Genomic DNA, 16115 nt, shown 5'->3' with positions numbered 1-16115 from the left:
GCCGGAAATGCAAATTTCCGGTTTTTTTGTTTGTAAATTATAAAGGGAATATTTAATGGGTACTCTACTAAGAAGTGCTGCGCTCGTTCTGTGCGCAGGGGTTAGCTGCGCACAAGCATCAGAAACAGCTAAACAGTGGGAATTTAATATTGGCGCGATGTATGAAATAGAAAACGTTGAAGGTCAGGCCGACGATAAAGATGGATTATATGAACCCTCCGTGTGGTTTAATGCAACCTGGGATGCGTGGACTATTTCTCTGGCGATGTATCAGGAGGGGCCGGTTGATTACAGCAGTATGACCCGTGGAACCTATTTTGACCGTCCTGAATTTGAATTACGCTATCGCTTTATCGGAACCGATGATTTTACTTTCGGTCTGACCGGTGGTTCCCGAAATTATAGTTATCATTTTAAAGATGAACACGGTGCCAAAGACGGCAGCGCGAATATGCAGCGCTACAAAATTCAGCCTGACTGGGACATTAAATTAACCGATGACTGGCGCTTTAGCGGCTGGTTTGCCATGTATCAGTTTGCCAACGATCTGGAAAAAACCGGCTATGCTGACAGCCGCGTCGAAACCGAAACGGGCTTTACATGGACCATTAACGAAACCTTTGCGGCTAAAGTGAATTACTATTTAGAGCGCGGCTTCAATATGGACAGTACCCGTAATAACGGTGAATTCTCCACCCAGGAAATTCGCGCCTATCTGCCTATTTCATTGGGCCAGACGACCCTAACGCCTTACACGCGACTGGGACTTGATCGCTGGACGAACTGGGACTGGCAGGACGATCCTGAGCGTGAAGGGCATAATTTCAACCGACTGGGTATGCAGTACGCCTATGACTTCAACAACGGTTTATCCATGACGCTGGAATACGCCTATGAGTGGGAAAATCATGACGAGGGTGAAAACGACCGCTTCCACTATGCGGGGGTTGGCGTAAACTACGCGTTCTGACCGACGGCATGCCAGGGGCACTAAGCCCCTGGTTTTAGCGAAGGGAAGCAGCCAACAAAAAGTGGGTATCAACCAGCACTTTTTGCGGGGCGGGCTGACCGGCAATACGCCTGAAAAGAAGATCGCAGCTCTCTTCCCCCAGTTTTCGTGTGGGGATATCAAAGCCGCCAGGTGCGGGCGTTAAAATGAGAGACAGCATCGGGTCGCTGTATCCGGCTATCACCACCTGTTCCGGGATCATCAGATTCAACTCATCCGCCGCACGATAGAGGCTGAGCAACTTCATGCTGTCGGTCGCAAATACCGCATCAGGCGGCGTGGGTGACGACAACAGTTCCAGAGCCGCCGCGAGCGCACTCTCATGGGTATAACCGCCATCCCTGATCCAGTCCGGGTTAATGGCAATACGGTGCTTTTCCAGACTGGCTTTATAACCCGCCAGACGATCGATCGAAACATGATAATCAAGCGGCGCATGCAGACAGGCAATTTTTTGCCGACCGTTTTTTATAAAGGTTTCGGTCAGCGTGGCGCTGTCATGAAAATTATCCGTGTCGACGGAATAAATATTCTGATACTCACCTTCCACTTTGCCGATAACTACTACCGGTACGCCATATGCATCCAGCGTGGTGAAAAAGGATTCATTTGCGGGTGAACTCAGCATAATGATCCCTTTGATCATTTTCTGTTTTATTTTACTTACACATTTCAGCAGATCGTCTTCGCTGCTTTTTGAGGTTTGCAAAATAACATCAAACCCTTCTTCTTCCGCTTTAGCCGTAATGGCATGAAGGACATCGGAGAAAAAGGGATTACCGGCAGTGGTTTTGGTTGAACGGGTCGAAATAACCATAATGGCATCGAAGCCTGAAGAGGTCAGGGCGCGAGCCAGTTTGTTGGGTTGATAATTTAATTCGTCAATCGCCTTCAGCACTTTGTCACGTGCTTCGGGAGAAATATTCGTTTGTTTATTCAGAACGCGGGAAACGGTTGATTTCGATACGCCCGCAACCCGTGCGATATCATAGATGGTGGGTGACATACACCTTACTCACTCCGGACTGACAGCAATGCCGTTCATCTTACTGGAGAGAAAACGGCAATAGCAATAAATAAGAATTGATAATCAACGATCTGCCCCCATTTATTGTATTCTGAAGCCATGCATTCAAGGCTTCCAGGCAACGAAGGACGGCGATGAAGCGACTTAAGAACGAAATCAATTCACTGGTGAACCGTGGCGTTGACCGTCATCTGCGTCTGGCCGTGACGGGGCTGAGCCGCAGCGGTAAGACGGCGTTTATCACCGCGATGGTAAACCAGCTCCTGAACCTGCACGCCGGGGCGCGTCTGCCGTTGCTTAGCGCGGTGCGGGAAGAACGCCTGCTGGGCGTGAAGCGCGTCCCACAGCGGGATTTTGGTATTCCACGTTTTACCTATGACGAAGGGCTGGCGCAGCTCTATGGCGATCCGCCCACCTGGCCGACGCCGACGCGAGGGGTCAGTGAAATTCGCCTCGCGCTGCGTTTTCGCTCGAATGAATCCCTGATGCGCCACTTCAAGGATACCTCCACGCTGTACCTGGAAATCGTCGATTACCCCGGCGAATGGCTGCTCGACCTGCCGATGCTGGCGCAGGATTACCTTAGCTGGTCCCGCCAGATGACGGGCCTGTTGCAGGGGCAGCGCGCCGGGTGGTCGGCCAAATGGCGACAGCTGTGCGAAGGTCTGGACCCGCTTGCCCCGGCCGATGAAAACCGTCTGGCGGCCATTGCCGACGCCTGGACGGCGTATTTGCACCAGTGCAAGCAGGAAGGGTTACACTTCATTCAGCCGGGGCGATTTGTTCTGCCGGGTGATTTAGCGGGCGCGCCTGCGCTTCAGTTTTTCCCCTGGCCGGATGTGGACGGGGTGGGCGAATCGACGCTGGCGCAGGCGGATAAGCACACTAACGCCGGGATGCTGCGTGAGCGTTACCATTACTACTGTGAAAAAGTGGTCAAGGGATTCTATAAAAACCACTTTTTGCGATTTGACCGCCAGATTGTGCTGGTGGATTGTCTGCAGCCGCTTAACAGCGGGCCACAGGCCTTCAACGATATGCGCCTTGCGCTGACGCAGCTGATGCAAAGTTTTCACTACGGGCAGCGGACGCTGTTTCGCCGTCTGTTCTCACCGGTAATCGATAAACTGCTCTTTGCGGCCACGAAGGCCGATCACGTCACGGTCGACCAGCATGCCAATATGGTGTCGCTGCTGCAGCAGCTGGTGCAGGACGCCTGGCAAAACGCCGCCTTCGAAGGGATCGGCATGGATTGCCTTGGTCTCGCGTCCGTGCAGGCGACGCAAAGCGGGCTGATTGACCTTAACGGTGAGAAAATACCGGCATTACGCGGGAACCGGCTCAGCGACGGTGAACCGCTTACCGTGTATCCGGGCGAAGTGCCTGCGCGGCTGCCGGGTCAGGCCTTCTGGCAGAACCAGGGCTTCCAGTTTGAAGCCTTCCGCCCGCAGGCAATGAGCGTCGACAGGCCATTACCACACATCCGTCTGGATGCGGCGCTGGAGTTTTTGATTGGAGATAAATTGCGATGACGGAACCGTTAAAACCGCGCATAGACTTTACCGGAACGCTTGAGAAGGATCCTCAGGAGGCGTTCAAAACCTCGCAGACGTTCAGCGGCACGCAGGCGGATAACTTTGCCCCGGCCCTGACTGAGGAGCCTGGCGTCGAAGAAGGACCGGCGGAGGCGGTTGTGGAAGCTGCTCTGCGTCCAAAACGCAGTCTGTGGCGCAAGATGGTCACCGCCGGTCTGGCGCTGTTTGGCGTAAGCGTGGTTGGGCAGGGCGTGCAGTGGACGATGAATGCCTGGCATACTCAGGACTGGGTCGCGCTGGGCGGATGTGCCGCGGGCGCGCTGATTGTGGGGGCGGGCATCGGGTCGGTTGCCACCGAGTGGCGTCGGCTCTGGCGTTTGCGCCAGCGCGCGCACGAGCGTGATGAAGCGCGGGATCTGCTACACAGCCACGGCACCGGGAAAGGTCGCGCGTTCTGTGAAAAGCTGGCCAGCCAGGCCGGAATCGATCAGTCGCATCCGGCGCTTCAGCGCTGGTATGCCGCCATCCATGAAACCCAGAATGACCGGGAAGTGGTGACGCTCTACTCCCATATGGTTCAGCCGGTGCTGGATGCCCAGGCGCGACGCGAGATCAGCCGCTCTGCGGCGGAATCCACCCTGATGATTGCCGTGAGCCCGCTGGCGCTGGTCGATATGGCCTTTATCGCCTGGCGTAACCTGCGCCTGATCAACCGTATCGCGAACCTTTACGGCATAGAGCTGGGTTACTACAGTCGGCTCAGACTGTTCAAACTGGTCCTGCTCAATATCGCGTTCGCCGGGGCGAGTGAGCTGGTGCGCGAAGTGGGCATGGACTGGATGTCACAGGATCTGGCGGCGCGTCTTTCTGCCCGTGCCGCTCAGGGTATCGGCGCGGGATTATTAACGGCGCGTTTGGGAATTAAAGCGATGGAGGTCTGCCGTCCGCTGCCGTGGATTGATGGCGATAAGCCCCGGCTGGGGGATTTCAGGCGTGAGCTGATCGGCCAGCTCAAAGAGACGCTCAATAAAAAACCGACTCCGTGAGGTTTTGTTCACTAATCGTGCTGGCTGTCAATATTTGTTGACAGCCATCTTCCGGATCACCGTGTTCTGACATATCATTTTACTGTTATTGGCTTAAAACGGTGAATTTCCCATGCGTCTTGAAGTCTTCTGTGAAGACCGTCTCGGTCTGACCCGCGAATTACTCGATCTTCTTGTTTTACGTAGCATTGATTTACGTGGCATTGAGATCGATCCTGTCGGGCGAATTTACCTCAATTTTGCCGAAATTGAATTTAATACCTTCAGCAGCCTGATGGCGGAAATCCGCCGTATCGCTGGCGTTACGGATGTACGCACCATTCCCTGGATGCCCTCTGAGCGTGAGCACCTGGCCCTGAGCGCGCTGCTGGAAGCCATGCCCGAGCCGTTCCTCTCCCTGGATTTGAAGAGCAAAGTTGAGCGCGTTAACCACGCGAGCTGCCAACTGTTCGCGCAGAGTCAGGAGAAGCTTAGCAATCATAACGCCGCGCAGCTGATCCCCGGCTTTAACTTCCAGCGCTGGCTGGACAGCAATCCGCAGAACACGCTTAGCGAGCATGTGGTGATTAACGGACAGAATTTCCTGATGGAGATCACGCCGGTCTATCTGAAAGGAGAAGGGAATACTCGCGTGTTGACCGGGGCAGTGATCATGCTGCGCTCGACGTTACGCATGGGTCGCCAGCTGCAAAACCTCTCCAGTCAGGACGTTGGTGCATTCAGCCAGATTATTGCCGTCAGTCCGAAAATGCGCCATGTGGTTGATCAGGCGCGCAAGCTCGCAAGCCTGACCGCGCCGCTGCTGATTACCGGGGATACCGGCACCGGGAAAGACTTGCTGGCTCATGCCGTGCATCTGGCGAGTCCGCGTGCGGCTAAGCCCTATCTGGCACTCAACTGCGCCTCTATTCCGGAAGATGCCGTTGAAAGCGAGCTGTTTGGTCACGCGCCGGAAGGCAAGAAAGGGTTCTTCGAGCAGGCTAACGGCGGCTCGGTGCTGCTGGACGAAATCGGCGAAATGTCGCCGCGTATGCAGGCTAAGCTGCTGCGTTTCCTGAACGACGGAACGTTCCGCCGCGTCGGTGAGGATCACGAAGTGCATGTGGACGTGCGCGTCATTTGCGCCACCCAGAAAAACCTGGTTGAACTGGTGCAAAAGGGGATCTTCCGCGAAGATCTCTATTACCGCCTCAACGTCCTGACGCTGAATATTCCGCCGCTGCGCGATTGCCCCCAGGACATCATGCCGCTTACGGAGCTGTTCGTCGCCCGCTTTGCCGACGAGCAGGGGGTGCCGCGTCCGAAGCTGTCTGCCGATCTTGGCACGGTGCTAATGCGCTACGGCTGGCCGGGCAACATTCGTCAGCTCAAAAACGCCGTATATCGCGCGCTGACCCAGCTTGAAGGGTATGAGCTGCGTCCGCAGGATATCCTGCTGCCGGATTACGACGCCGGAACGGTATCGGTAGGCGAAGAGGCGATGGAAGGGTCGCTGGACGACATCACCAGCCGTTTCGAGCGTTCTGTGCTGACGCAGCTGTACCGCAGCTATCCCAGCACCCGCAAGCTGGCAAAACGTCTTGGCGTCTCGCACACCGCGATCGCGAATAAGCTGCGTGAGTACGGTTTGAATCATAAGAAAGGTGACGAATAACAAAAAAGCCTCTGCAAAGAGGCTTTTTACTTTACGTTTATTCCTTCGCCATCGGCGTGTTAACGATTTCTGTTTTTGTCTCTCCCTGTATCGACGCAATCCTGCTTTCGACGTCTTTCACCTGCTGCGGGCTGTGCAGCAGGGTATAGGTCAGATCGAACTGCGCGCTGGCGCCTGGCTCCAGCTGCTTAACCCGCTTCTGCTCGCGTTCAATCGTCACGGGGTAGGCGTAGCTGGTACCCGGTTCGATGCCCGTGACATAACCCTGCTTCAGCGTGTCGGTATTTTTCCATAAGGTCAGCACGGGCAGCTGGCGCGTATCAAACTGGATTGATGCGCCTTTATCTCCGGCTTTATTGACCACTGCCGCGAGCGTTTCGTGGTTATTGTCTGCGAGCGGTTTAATGTTAAAGACCATCTCATCAAAGCCTTTTGTCGGCCCGGCGTAGGTTTGCCAGTCGTTAACGCCCGCTTTGGCGTAGTCATTGAATGGGCTCACGCTCACCGCAGGCGCAAGGAATCGGGCGCCTTCTTCGAGGATTGGCGTGCCGAAGTTGCTGTGATAGATGATTTGGTAATCATGAGGGTAATCTGCATGGTTGGTCAGAACATCATGCAGGCTGAACTGGTTGGTTCCGGGGACGTAGCGCAGTTCGGTCATGGTTTGCAGATCCGCTTTTTTAAACGTGCTCTCTTTGATCAAACCCCGAACGCGGATCTCATGCGGAGCGGCATCCGCAACCTCGACCTCTACCTGCGATACCGGTGTATTACCCGCTCTGCCATGCAGGGTGTAAATTTGCCCGTCCGCGGTGACCGGGTGCCCTGTCCACTCATAGCCACAGCGCACCATCATCTCGTTGAAACCATCCAGCCAGCCGAGACCGTTGCGGCTTTCAAGATTGATATAAGCCGGATTAACGACCTCTTTGACGGGGGAATTCCAACCCAGTCTGGTGCCAAAGCCTTCTACGTGCAGAAGGTTCATCCCGCGGGTCGGGCTCAGGGTGATGGTGAGGCCATCTTTGCTGCTAATAATGATGACTTTGCTGCCTTCCTGCTTGCCGCCATGTAAGACTTTTTGCTCAATGCTGAACGTTTGATCCTTAACTTTCAGCTCGTCACTGGAAATCTTCCAGTTTCCTTTCTCTACGCTGCTTTCAGCGCTTGTCAGCACCCAGGTTTTAGCCGCAGCATGACCAGAAATCAGGACCGCAAGGAGCGTAAAAGCGAATTTAATCTTCATATATTATCCTTTTTGCTGAAACGATTATTTTCTTTCGTAAGCAAATCTAATGTTTAGACAAAAAGGGAAATGTGATGTGCTTCACTGGGGATGAAAATAGGGAATTTTAACGATTATTATGCGTTACTGATCACGCTCATGTTACATATTGCCTAAGTTATTGCATGATTAATGTGACTTACGAGCATTTAAGCTTTAACGATTCAGCTCTGAAGTAATAAAAAACCCCGCCGCAGCGAGGTTGAGAATAAGTTGTATAGAATGCTAAGGACTTATTATGCTTTCAGCACGTCCAGCGCGGCAGTGTAGTCCGGCTCGGTGGTGATTTCGTTAACCAGTTCGCTGAAGACGACGGTGTCGTTTTCATCCAGAACCAGTACAGCACGTGCTGCCAGACCCTTCAATGGGCCTTCAGCAATGCTGACGCCATATTTCTCGAGGAAATCTGCGCTGCGCAGGGTGGAGAGGGTAATAACGTTGCTCAGGCCTTCGGCACCGCAGAAACGGGACTGGGCAAACGGCAGGTCAGCGGAAATGCACAGCACAACGGTGTTGTCCATTTCAGTCGCCAGCTGGTTGAATTTACGCACGGATGCGGCACAAACGCCGGTATCAATGCTTGGGAAAATGTTCAGTACTTTGCGTTTGCCCGCAAACTGAGCCAGTGTGACGTCAGACAGATCTTTAGCCACCAGAGTAAAAGCCTGCGCTTTGCTGCCAGCCTGCGGAATGGAACCTGCTACAGCAACCGGGTTGCCCTGGAAATGAACGAGTTGTGACATAGATATCTTCCTGTTTACATATAGTTAACGTCGGGGCTAGTGTATGCCATCAGCGGATAACACGGCAAACCAAATTTTTCGCCTTACCGGGCCGCAAGGAGTCAGTGATGAGAAGCGTTAAGGTCTATGAAGAAGCCTGGCCATTGCATACCCCGTTTGTGATCTCCCGCGGCAGCCGAAGTGAAGCCAGCGTGGTCGTAGTTGAAATCGAAGAAGAGGGTATGAAAGGCGTCGGGGAATGTACGCCTTACCCGCGCTACGGAGAAAGTCCTGCGTCGGTGATGGCGCAGATCATGACCCTGGTGCCTGACCTGCAAAAAGGGCTCACGCGCGAGGCGTTACAGCAGCGTTTACCCGCCGGGGCGGCGCGCAACGCCATCGACTGTGCGCTCTGGAGCCTTGAAGCCGCTAAGCAGCAAAAATCGTTGACGTCCTTGCTGAGTGTGGTCGTGCCGGAGACCGTCGTGACGGCGCAGACGGTCGTGATTGGTGAGCCGGAGCAAATGGCCGCCAGCGCAAAAGCGCTCTATGACGCCGGGGCCACGCTGTTAAAAGTGAAGCTCGACGATCGTCTGATCAGCGAGCGGATGGTCGCTATTCGCTCGGCGGTGCCCTCAGCCACGCTGATTGTGGACGCCAACGAGTCGTGGCATCCCGAGGGGCTGGCCGCGCGATGCCAGCTGCTGGCCGATCTGGGCGTAGCGATGCTGGAGCAGCCTCTGCCGGTAAAAGAGGATGCAGCTCTGAAGAATTTTATCCATCCGTTGCCCGTGTGCGCGGATGAAAGCTGCCACACCCGCGAAAATTTGAGCGAGCTTAAGGGCTGCTATGAGATGGTCAATATCAAGCTCGACAAGGCAGGCGGACTGACAGAAGCCCTGGCCCTTGCAGCGGAAGCCCGGGCGCAGGGGTTCGCCCTGATGCTGGGATGCATGCTCTGCACCTCCCGGGCGATCGGCGCGGCGCTGCCGCTGGTCAACCAGGTTCGTTTCGCCGATCTGGATGGCCCGACGTGGCTGGCGGTTGACGTTTCACCGGCCCTTAAATTTACCAGCGGCGTGCTTCATCTCTGAGGCTGCCAGCGCAGAAGCTCCATCATCGCTTTTAGGTAAATTTCGCTGGCTTCGTCGGAGGATATCGGCGGGAATTCAGCGGTGATGCAGGGCAGGCTCAAATCGGCACACCAGCTTCCGAATGATCCGGGTGTTTCATACCCCACGCTGGTGACGAGCGGCAGGGCGAAAGCCTGTGCCAGCCACGCGCCCAGGTCGGAGTGACGCGGATCTTCAATGCAGGCCAGCGGATCGTGGAAGGAGACAACCCACGCGGGGTGGATCTTATGGATAAGCTGGCACAGCGCCTGCGTTTCTGGCTCCGAGCCGGGCTTGTCTCCCGTCAGCAGCACCACGTCCCGCTCCTCGGCTGAGCTGTTCCAGCGATACACCGTTTCTCCGGCGCGCCAGTTTGCCGCCGGGAAATTACGGTTCAGGTCGACCCCCCTCGCATTTGCCCGTAATCCAAGCTGGCAGCCATCCGGATTCACGGCAAGAATCACGTGATGGCGTCGTAATGACGGCGTCAGCGTCCGCAGCGCGCACGAGAGCGTGACGACAGACGAGTTCTCATCACCGTGCGTGCCGGCAATGATCAAACCGCTGTCGCGATCGGCATCGGGTGCCGGGAACCAGATCAGCGATGCGCCTAAAAATGAGCGGCCATATTGTTCCGCTCCCGGAGGAAAGGCGCCGCGTTCCGCGCGTGGTCGGGTGGTTGCCATACGAAATCCTGATAAAAAAGTCTCTACTGGCAGTGTTGTGCAAAAGCCGCTGTTAATCAAATAGTTTCCGTAACGGCTGAGAATTGCCTTAAATCACTATTCAGGCGTAAGTTATTTGCATTTCTTATTGTCGAAACAAATAATTACGCATCTGCTTGTTACCTGAATTTATTAAAGGGGATCTTATGAAGCATCCTGTTTCGCGTCTTTTTACCGCACTGTGTCTGTGCGGGCTCTCTACACTCTCATACGCTGCTGATGTGCCGCAGGGCACGGTACTGGCGCAAAAACAGGAGCTGGTCAGGCATATTAAAGACGAACCTGCCTCGCTCGATCCGGCAAAAGCGGTGGGGTTGCCCGAGATTCAGGTAATTCGCGATCTTTTCGAAGGGCTGGTGAATCAGAACGAGAAGGGGGAACTCACTCCGGGCGTGGCGACGCGCTGGCAGAGCAACGATAACCGTATCTGGACGTTCACCCTGCGTGACAACGCGAAATGGTCTGACGGTACGCCCGTCACCGCGCAGGATTTTGTCTACAGCTGGCAGCGTCTGGTTGACCCGAAAACCACGTCTCCGTTTGCCTGGTTTGCGGCGCTGGCGGGTATCAACAACGCGCAGGCCATTATCGATGGCAAAGCGGCGCCTGACACCCTGGGCGTGACGGCGGTGGATGCCAGAACCTTACGCGTCCAGCTGGACAAACCGCTACCGTGGTTCAGCAACCTGACGGCAAACTTTGCCTTCTATCCGGTACAAAAAGCGAACGTTGAAAGCGGTAAAGAGTGGACGCGTCCGGGTGCCCTGGTGGGCAATGGCGCATACGTCCTGAACGACCGCGTGGTGAATGAAAAACTGGTTGTCGTTCCGAATACTCACTACTGGGACAATGCGAAAACAGTCCTGCAAAAAGTGACCTTCATTCCGATCAATCAGGAATCATCCGCCACCAAACGCTATCTGGCGGGGGATATTGATATCACCGAATCGTTCCCGAAAAACATGTATCAGAAGCTCCTGAAGGACATTCCGGGACAGGTGTATACGCCGCCTCAGCTCGGAACCTATTACTACGCGTTTAACACGCAAAAGGGCCCGACGGCCGATGCACGGGTTCGTCTTGCCCTGAGCATGACCATCGATCGCCGCATTATGGCGGAGAAGGTATTAGGTACCGGTGAGAAGCCGGCCTGGCATTTCACGCCTGACGTGACGGCGGGCTTCACGCCTGAACCTTCACCGTTCGAGCAGATGTCGCAGCAGGAGCTGAATGCTCAGGCGAAAACCTTGCTCCAGGCCGCAGGCTACGGTCCTCAGCGTCCGCTGAAGTTGACCCTGCTGTACAACACCTCGGAAAACCACCAGAAAATCGCCATTGCGGTGGCGTCAATGTGGAAGAAAAATCTCGGTGTGGACGTCAAGCTGCAAAACCAGGAGTGGAAAACCTATATCGACAGCCGTAATACCGGTAATTTTGATGTGATCCGCGCGTCATGGGTAGGCGATTACAACGAGCCATCGACCTTCCTGTCCCTGCTGACCTCAACCCACAGCGGCAATATCTCGCGTTTCAATGAGCCAGCCTACGATAAAATTATCCATCAGGCGACGCTGGAAACCACGGCGAAAGCGCGTAATACGGACTACAACATGGCGGAGAAAATCCTCATGGAGAAAGCGCCCATCGCGCCAATTTATCAGTACACCAATGGTCGTCTGATTAAGCCCTGGGTGAAAGGCTACCCCATCGATAACCCGGAAGACGTGGCGTATAGCCGGACAATGTATATTGAGAAACACTGACGCCCAGGACTTAACTACTACCAAATCCAGAACTGGCGCGGAGTACAGCGCCAGTTGCTCCGTCTGATCCTCTCCCGCCACAGCAGAAAATAACACTTTCCTGACGATACTCGCGCTGATATTTATCAGGCGATTCAAAAAACACAATACGTAATTGTGGGTAAAAATTGCATGTGTTGAAAATCGCCATCTACACTTGAACAAAATAATATCTTGTGTTCTGCATATTAAAAACATGCAGTAACTCCAGTGAGGTCAATATGTCTTTCACTAACAGAGAGTTGCGTGAACTTGTCGAAACACAATTAAAATATACGTTATGCGTTAGCCTGGACAAGGCTACCAACGGCGATATATTCAATGCTGTGGCGCTGGCAGTGCGGTATTTTCAGCAAGATCGCTTTCTCGATAGTCAGGCCCGGCAGCGCGCTGAAAAGAAAAAACGCGTTTATTATCTCTCAATGGAATTTTTACTCGGGCAGTCATTGCGTAACAACCTGATGAATATGAATTTGCTAGATGATATGCGTCAGGTTGTCAATGAGCTCGGATTTGATTTTGATAATATTTTTGATGAAGAACCCGATGCGGCACTTGGGAATGGGGGGTTAGGGCGCCTGGCCGCCTGCTTCATCGATTCTATGGCTACGTTAGATATTGCTGCTTCAGGGCATGGTATCAAATACGAGTATGGTTTATTCAGGCAGACGTTTGAGAATGGTCAGCAAGTCGAACATCCAGATGACTGGCATTCCATGCACTCCCCCTGGCTAGTTGAACACCATAGCCAGGCTATGCTGATCCCCATTGGTGGTTTCATTGAACATTCAGATGATGTTAATGGTAATTACAACCCAATGTGGATGGGATGGAATACCATCGTAGGCATTCCTAATGATTATTTCGTTTCTGGTTACAGAGGTAACACCACTAATAAACTTCGTTTATACAGTGCCGTAGCTTCTAACTCTTTCAATATTCATATTTTCAATCATGGCGATTATATAAAAGCAGTTAGTGAAAAAATAGCTTCTGAAAATATCTCAAAAATACTCTATCCTTCTGATGAAATTCTCTCAGGTAAGGAGCTCAGACTTACTCAGGAGTATTTTCTTGTGGCATGTACTTTGCGTGATATTTTTCGTGAATATACTGAAATTGAAACGGATATTTCTTTATTGCCGAAGCATGTTGCTATCCAGCTTAATGATACGCATCCCGCGCTGGCTGTTGTCGAGTTGATGCGAATACTTGTAGATGAACATAACCTTCCCTGGCACCAGGCCTGGGATATCACCCAAAGAACTTGTGCATACACGAACCACACGCTGATGCCTGAGGCCCTGGAAACCTGGCCAGTGGCGTTGTTTGAAAAACTGTTGCCGCGGCACTTGCAGATTATTTTTGAGATTAACCACCGTTTTCTTGAGGATGTCGCCTCCCGTTGGCCCGACAAACCGCATTTGTTGACCTCCTTGTCTCTGTTTTCGGGGGACAACGAGAAAAGTATCAGGATGGCAAATTTGGCCATCGTCGGGAGTCATTGTGTAAATGGGGTGGCGATGCTCCATTCCGAGCTTATTAAAACGCACCTGGTTCCCGATTTTTATTTTATTACGCCAGATAAATTCATTAATCAGACCAACGGCATTACGCCGCGCAGATGGTTGCAGCAGGCTAACCCAAATCTTGCCGCGTTTCTGAATCAGCAATTGGGTACCCGATGGCCGACGGATTTACATATGCTTCGACAGCTGGAGAAGCATGCGGATGATACGGGGGTGATCGATCATATCCGCGGCATTAAATTCAAAAATAAATCCGCGCTGAGCCAGATTGTTTCACAACGTTATGGGATTATGTTGGACCCTATGGCAATGTTTGATTGTCAGGTAAAACGCATTCACGAATACAAGCGCCAGCTTCTGAATATTCTTCACGTCATTTCTCTCTATATTGATATTAAAGAGAATGGGAGAACCATAGCGCCTAAGGTGCATCTTTTTGCAGGTAAAGCGGCACCCGGTTATCGAATGGCAAAGCTTATTATTCAGTTAATTAATGCTGTTGCGAATAAAATCAACAGCGATGCGCGTATTGCCGGACAGCTGAAAGTCATTTTTCTTGAGGATTACAAAGTCTCCTTAGCCGAAAGCATAATACCGGCAACAGACCTGTCTGAACAGATATCCACAGCAGGTACGGAGGCATCTGGAACCAGTAATATGAAGTTCGCGCTGAATGGTGCGTTAACAATGGGTACGTATGATGGTGCCAACATAGAAATTCTTAATGCTGTTGGGGTAGAAAACTTCTATCTTTTCGGCGCGACGGCTGAAGAAATCAATGAAATGCGTTCAAATGGCGATAATAATCGTTTCTATCGTCAGAGCGATCCTCGAATGATGCGTATAGTGGATACGCTTATTTCTGGCGCTTTTACCGCCGATCGTGAAATTTTTGCACAGCTACACCATATGTTGACAACAGCCGATCATTATTGTCATCTGCTGGATTTTGACAGCTACAGTCAAACCCAACGTCAGGCAATGGCGGATTTTGAACATCCGCGCCAGTGGCATCGAAAAGCGTTGCTAAATATTAGCCGAATGGGGGAGTTTTCGAGTGACAGAACCATTCAGGGATATGCAAGGGATATTTGGGGAATAAATTGCTGAGGGTCATGCTTCCGGTTGCCTTCCGGGAGCGATGCCGGTGCACTAAGATCTGCATTCGGGAACACGTTACGCCTGATGTGAGGGTGATTATGAACTTTGAAATACAGAGTGAAAATGACGTACAGATTGTCGTTCCGCTGGTTCGCAGGCTGGATGCTTCTGTCGAGCAGACCTTTAAGCAGCAGGTGCTGGAGGTGATTGAAAAAAGCAATAAAAAGATATTGCTGGATTTCAGCCACGTAGATTTTATTGACAGCAGCTGTCTCGGCGCGCTGGTATCCATACTCAAGAGTTTAAACGGCAAGGGTGAGCTGGTGCTGTGTTCGCTTAACAGCAATACACACGATCTCTTTAAGCTGACCAGGATGGATCGTATTTTTTCTATTAAGGCCAATCGGCAGGATGCCCTGCAGGTGCTGATGGGCTAATATCACATTGCTTTTAGGGGAGAAAGCGGGATGTGCCAACGGTTAAAATGAGAACTGACGCATCCTCGCGCCAGTCCTGAAAACATGGCTCCGCTCCACCCGCACGGTATTCGCCCGGGCTGATACCGGCGCGCTATTGTGCTAATAACGCACTAAACTTCGCCAGCCACTGCGGATGCGCGGGCCAGGCGGGAGCCGTCACCAGGTTGCCGTCTACGTGGGCCTGATCGATGCCGATAGTGGCGAAGTGTCCTCCGGCGAGGCGCACCTCAGGCGCGCAGGCCGGGTAGGCGCTACAGGTTCGTCCTTTCAGGATGCCCGCGGCAGCGAGCAGCTGCGGGCCGTGGCACACTGCCGCAATCGGCTTACGCGCGGCGTCAAATGCCTGCACCAGCTTTAACACGTCCTCATTTAGCCGCAGATACTCGGGCGCTCTCCCGCCGGGGATGAGCAGCGCGTCGTAATCCTGTTCCTTGACGGTGGAAAAGTCGGCGTTGAGGGTAAAGCGGTGACCGGGTTTTTCGCTATAGGTCTGGGCGCCGTCGAAATCATGGATTGCCGTCATGATGTAGTCGCCCTTTGGTTTATCGGGACAGACTGCATCCACCTGATGGCCAATCATCTGCAAAGCCTGAAAAGGCACCATGGTCTCGTAATCTTCGGCGTAGTCGCCAACCAGCATCAGGATCTTCTTGCTCATCATTCCTCACCTTTTTCAATAAAGATGATTAAGATATAGCCTGGCGTGGCTGAATTGCCGGAAATAAAAAAGCCCGTCAGAGCACGGGCAACATAAGCAAATGAATAAGTGATTCGTTATCAACGTTGTTGGAGGATAACGCCGAGTATTTTACGCGGCTGTAAGGGAAGCAGATACCTGACATATTCGGTAGGTGAAACAAGCGATTAAACGTGCGTTACGGTGCGTCGAAGGTCGGGTAAAGGCTATTTTCAAGGAATTCGACGAGATACCAGACCTCACCGCTAAAAATAAACCAGAAGCCAAATATAATAAGGAGTAAAATAATTAAGGTGAGTATTATTTCTGTTTTTCCCATTGCAGCTTTAACCCACCTGAAGCTAATTGATTCGAGGTGGGCATTGTAGCGGGGCTTTACTGGATACTCCAGT

The 16115-nt window shown here is 52.7% G+C and carries 14 protein-coding genes; 8 read left to right on the top strand and 6 right to left on the bottom strand.

Annotation, left to right across the window (positions count from 1 at the left end; translation table 11 throughout):
* Positions 1–55: 55 nt before the first annotated feature.
* On the top strand, positions 56–970 hold the full coding sequence (locus tag AC0TNG_RS19315) for an OmpG family monomeric porin (protein ID WP_473712659.1): 915 nt from the start codon (positions 56–58) through the stop codon (positions 968–970).
* 34 nt (positions 971–1004) lie between these two features.
* On the opposite strand, the gene AC0TNG_RS19310 is transcribed toward AC0TNG_RS19315, so the two are convergent.
* A complete protein-coding gene (locus AC0TNG_RS19310; RefSeq protein WP_024907151.1) occupies positions 1005–2015 on the bottom strand; it encodes a LacI family DNA-binding transcriptional regulator in 1011 nt (336 codons plus the stop codon).
* Between the two features lie 155 nt (positions 2016–2170).
* On the opposite strand from AC0TNG_RS19310, the gene AC0TNG_RS19305 reads away from it, so the two are divergent.
* The 3 genes from AC0TNG_RS19305 (at position 2171) to tyrR (ending at position 6271) form a co-directional block, all read left to right on the top strand.
* Positions 2171–3568, top strand: a complete 1398-nt coding sequence (locus AC0TNG_RS19305) for a YcjX family GTP-binding protein (RefSeq protein WP_024907152.1) — start codon at positions 2171–2173, stop codon at positions 3566–3568.
* The gene (locus AC0TNG_RS19300; RefSeq protein WP_024907153.1) at positions 3565–4617 is read left to right on the top strand and encodes a YcjF family protein; all 1053 of its coding nucleotides are present in this window, start codon (positions 3565–3567) and stop codon (positions 4615–4617) included. Before AC0TNG_RS19305 ends, AC0TNG_RS19300 begins: the two co-directional genes overlap by 4 nt.
* A 112-nt stretch (positions 4618–4729) precedes the next feature.
* Positions 4730–6271 carry a transcriptional regulator TyrR gene (gene tyrR, locus AC0TNG_RS19295; protein ID WP_023312028.1) on the top strand — a complete coding sequence of 514 codons (1542 nt, stop codon included), beginning with the start codon at positions 4730–4732 and terminating at the stop codon, positions 6269–6271.
* A 37-nt stretch (positions 6272–6308) separates the two neighbouring features.
* On the opposite strand, the gene AC0TNG_RS19290 is transcribed toward tyrR, so the two are convergent.
* Together AC0TNG_RS19290 and tpx are read right to left on the bottom strand one after the other, a co-directional pair.
* Positions 6309–7517: an aldose 1-epimerase family protein gene (locus AC0TNG_RS19290; protein ID WP_024907154.1), complete on the bottom strand. Its 1209-nt coding sequence runs from the start codon at positions 7515–7517 to the stop codon at positions 6309–6311.
* 275 nt (positions 7518–7792) lie between these two features.
* Complete coding sequence (gene tpx / locus AC0TNG_RS19285; RefSeq protein ID WP_023335907.1) at positions 7793–8299, bottom strand: thiol peroxidase; 507 nt, start codon at positions 8297–8299, stop codon at positions 7793–7795.
* Positions 8300–8406: 107 nt separating this feature from the next.
* On the opposite strand from tpx, the gene ycjG reads away from it, so the two are divergent.
* A complete protein-coding gene (ycjG, locus tag AC0TNG_RS19280; RefSeq protein WP_024907155.1) occupies positions 8407–9372 on the top strand; it encodes an L-Ala-D/L-Glu epimerase in 966 nt (321 codons plus the stop codon).
* On the opposite strand, the gene mpaA is transcribed toward ycjG, so the two are convergent.
* Complete coding sequence (gene mpaA / locus AC0TNG_RS19275) at positions 9363–10076, bottom strand: murein tripeptide amidase MpaA (protein WP_024907156.1); 714 nt, start codon at positions 10074–10076, stop codon at positions 9363–9365. The genes ycjG and mpaA overlap by 10 nt on opposite strands.
* Before the next feature lie 185 nt (positions 10077–10261).
* On the opposite strand from mpaA, the gene AC0TNG_RS19270 reads away from it, so the two are divergent.
* From AC0TNG_RS19270 to AC0TNG_RS19260, 3 genes are all read left to right on the top strand, one after another.
* Complete coding sequence (locus AC0TNG_RS19270) at positions 10262–11878, top strand: peptide ABC transporter substrate-binding protein (RefSeq protein ID WP_248164827.1); 1617 nt, start codon at positions 10262–10264, stop codon at positions 11876–11878.
* 260 nt (positions 11879–12138) lie between these two features.
* Positions 12139–14556 (top strand): glycogen/starch/alpha-glucan phosphorylase, encoded by a 2418-nt coding sequence (locus AC0TNG_RS19265; protein WP_473712658.1) that lies wholly within the window; start codon positions 12139–12141, stop codon positions 14554–14556.
* Positions 14557–14645: 89 nt separating this feature from the next.
* A complete protein-coding gene (locus AC0TNG_RS19260) occupies positions 14646–14984 on the top strand; it encodes an STAS domain-containing protein (protein ID WP_157189288.1) in 339 nt (112 codons plus the stop codon).
* Positions 14985–15117: 133 nt separating this feature from the next.
* On the opposite strand, the gene AC0TNG_RS19255 is transcribed toward AC0TNG_RS19260, so the two are convergent.
* Together AC0TNG_RS19255 and AC0TNG_RS19250 are read right to left on the bottom strand one after the other, a co-directional pair.
* On the bottom strand, positions 15118–15684 hold the full coding sequence (locus tag AC0TNG_RS19255; RefSeq protein WP_463726803.1) for a DJ-1/PfpI family protein: 567 nt from the start codon (positions 15682–15684) through the stop codon (positions 15118–15120).
* A gap of 217 nt (positions 15685–15901) precedes the next feature.
* Positions 15902–16042 (bottom strand): Ecr family regulatory small membrane protein, encoded by a 141-nt coding sequence (locus AC0TNG_RS19250; protein ID WP_061715006.1) that lies wholly within the window; start codon positions 16040–16042, stop codon positions 15902–15904.
* Positions 16043–16115 lie beyond the last annotated feature (73 nt).

Source organism: Enterobacter sp. PL_is514, assembly GCF_055816715.1.
Note: the sequence above shows the minus strand (reverse complement) of the source record. Positions and strands in the feature narration are given on the sequence as shown.

What these genes read in the sequence shown, in the direction of transcription:
- mpaA (WP_024907156.1), bottom strand. Translation starts at nt 10,076, where the DNA reads ATGGCAACCACCCGACCACGCGCGGAACGCGGCGCCTTTCCTCCGGGA.
- AC0TNG_RS19255 (WP_463726803.1), bottom strand. Translation starts at nt 15,684, where the DNA reads ATGAGCAAGAAGATCCTGATGCTGGTTGGCGACTACGCCGAAGATTAC.
- AC0TNG_RS19310 (WP_024907151.1), bottom strand. Translation starts at nt 2,015, where the DNA reads ATGTCACCCACCATCTATGATATCGCACGGGTTGCGGGCGTATCGAAA.
- ycjG (WP_024907155.1), top strand. Translation starts at nt 8,407, where the DNA reads ATGAGAAGCGTTAAGGTCTATGAAGAAGCCTGGCCATTGCATACCCCG.
- tpx (WP_023335907.1), bottom strand. Translation starts at nt 8,299, where the DNA reads ATGTCACAACTCGTTCATTTCCAGGGCAACCCGGTTGCTGTAGCAGGT.
- AC0TNG_RS19305 (WP_024907152.1), top strand. Translation starts at nt 2,171, where the DNA reads ATGAAGCGACTTAAGAACGAAATCAATTCACTGGTGAACCGTGGCGTT.
- tyrR (WP_023312028.1), top strand. Translation starts at nt 4,730, where the DNA reads ATGCGTCTTGAAGTCTTCTGTGAAGACCGTCTCGGTCTGACCCGCGAA.
- AC0TNG_RS19290 (WP_024907154.1), bottom strand. Translation starts at nt 7,517, where the DNA reads ATGAAGATTAAATTCGCTTTTACGCTCCTTGCGGTCCTGATTTCTGGT.
- AC0TNG_RS19300 (WP_024907153.1), top strand. Translation starts at nt 3,565, where the DNA reads ATGACGGAACCGTTAAAACCGCGCATAGACTTTACCGGAACGCTTGAG.
- AC0TNG_RS19270 (WP_248164827.1), top strand. Translation starts at nt 10,262, where the DNA reads ATGAAGCATCCTGTTTCGCGTCTTTTTACCGCACTGTGTCTGTGCGGG.
- AC0TNG_RS19265 (WP_473712658.1), top strand. Translation starts at nt 12,139, where the DNA reads ATGTCTTTCACTAACAGAGAGTTGCGTGAACTTGTCGAAACACAATTA.
- AC0TNG_RS19315 (WP_473712659.1), top strand. Translation starts at nt 56, where the DNA reads ATGGGTACTCTACTAAGAAGTGCTGCGCTCGTTCTGTGCGCAGGGGTT.
- AC0TNG_RS19260 (WP_157189288.1), top strand. Translation starts at nt 14,646, where the DNA reads ATGAACTTTGAAATACAGAGTGAAAATGACGTACAGATTGTCGTTCCG.
- AC0TNG_RS19250 (WP_061715006.1), bottom strand. Translation starts at nt 16,042, where the DNA reads ATGGGAAAAACAGAAATAATACTCACCTTAATTATTTTACTCCTTATT.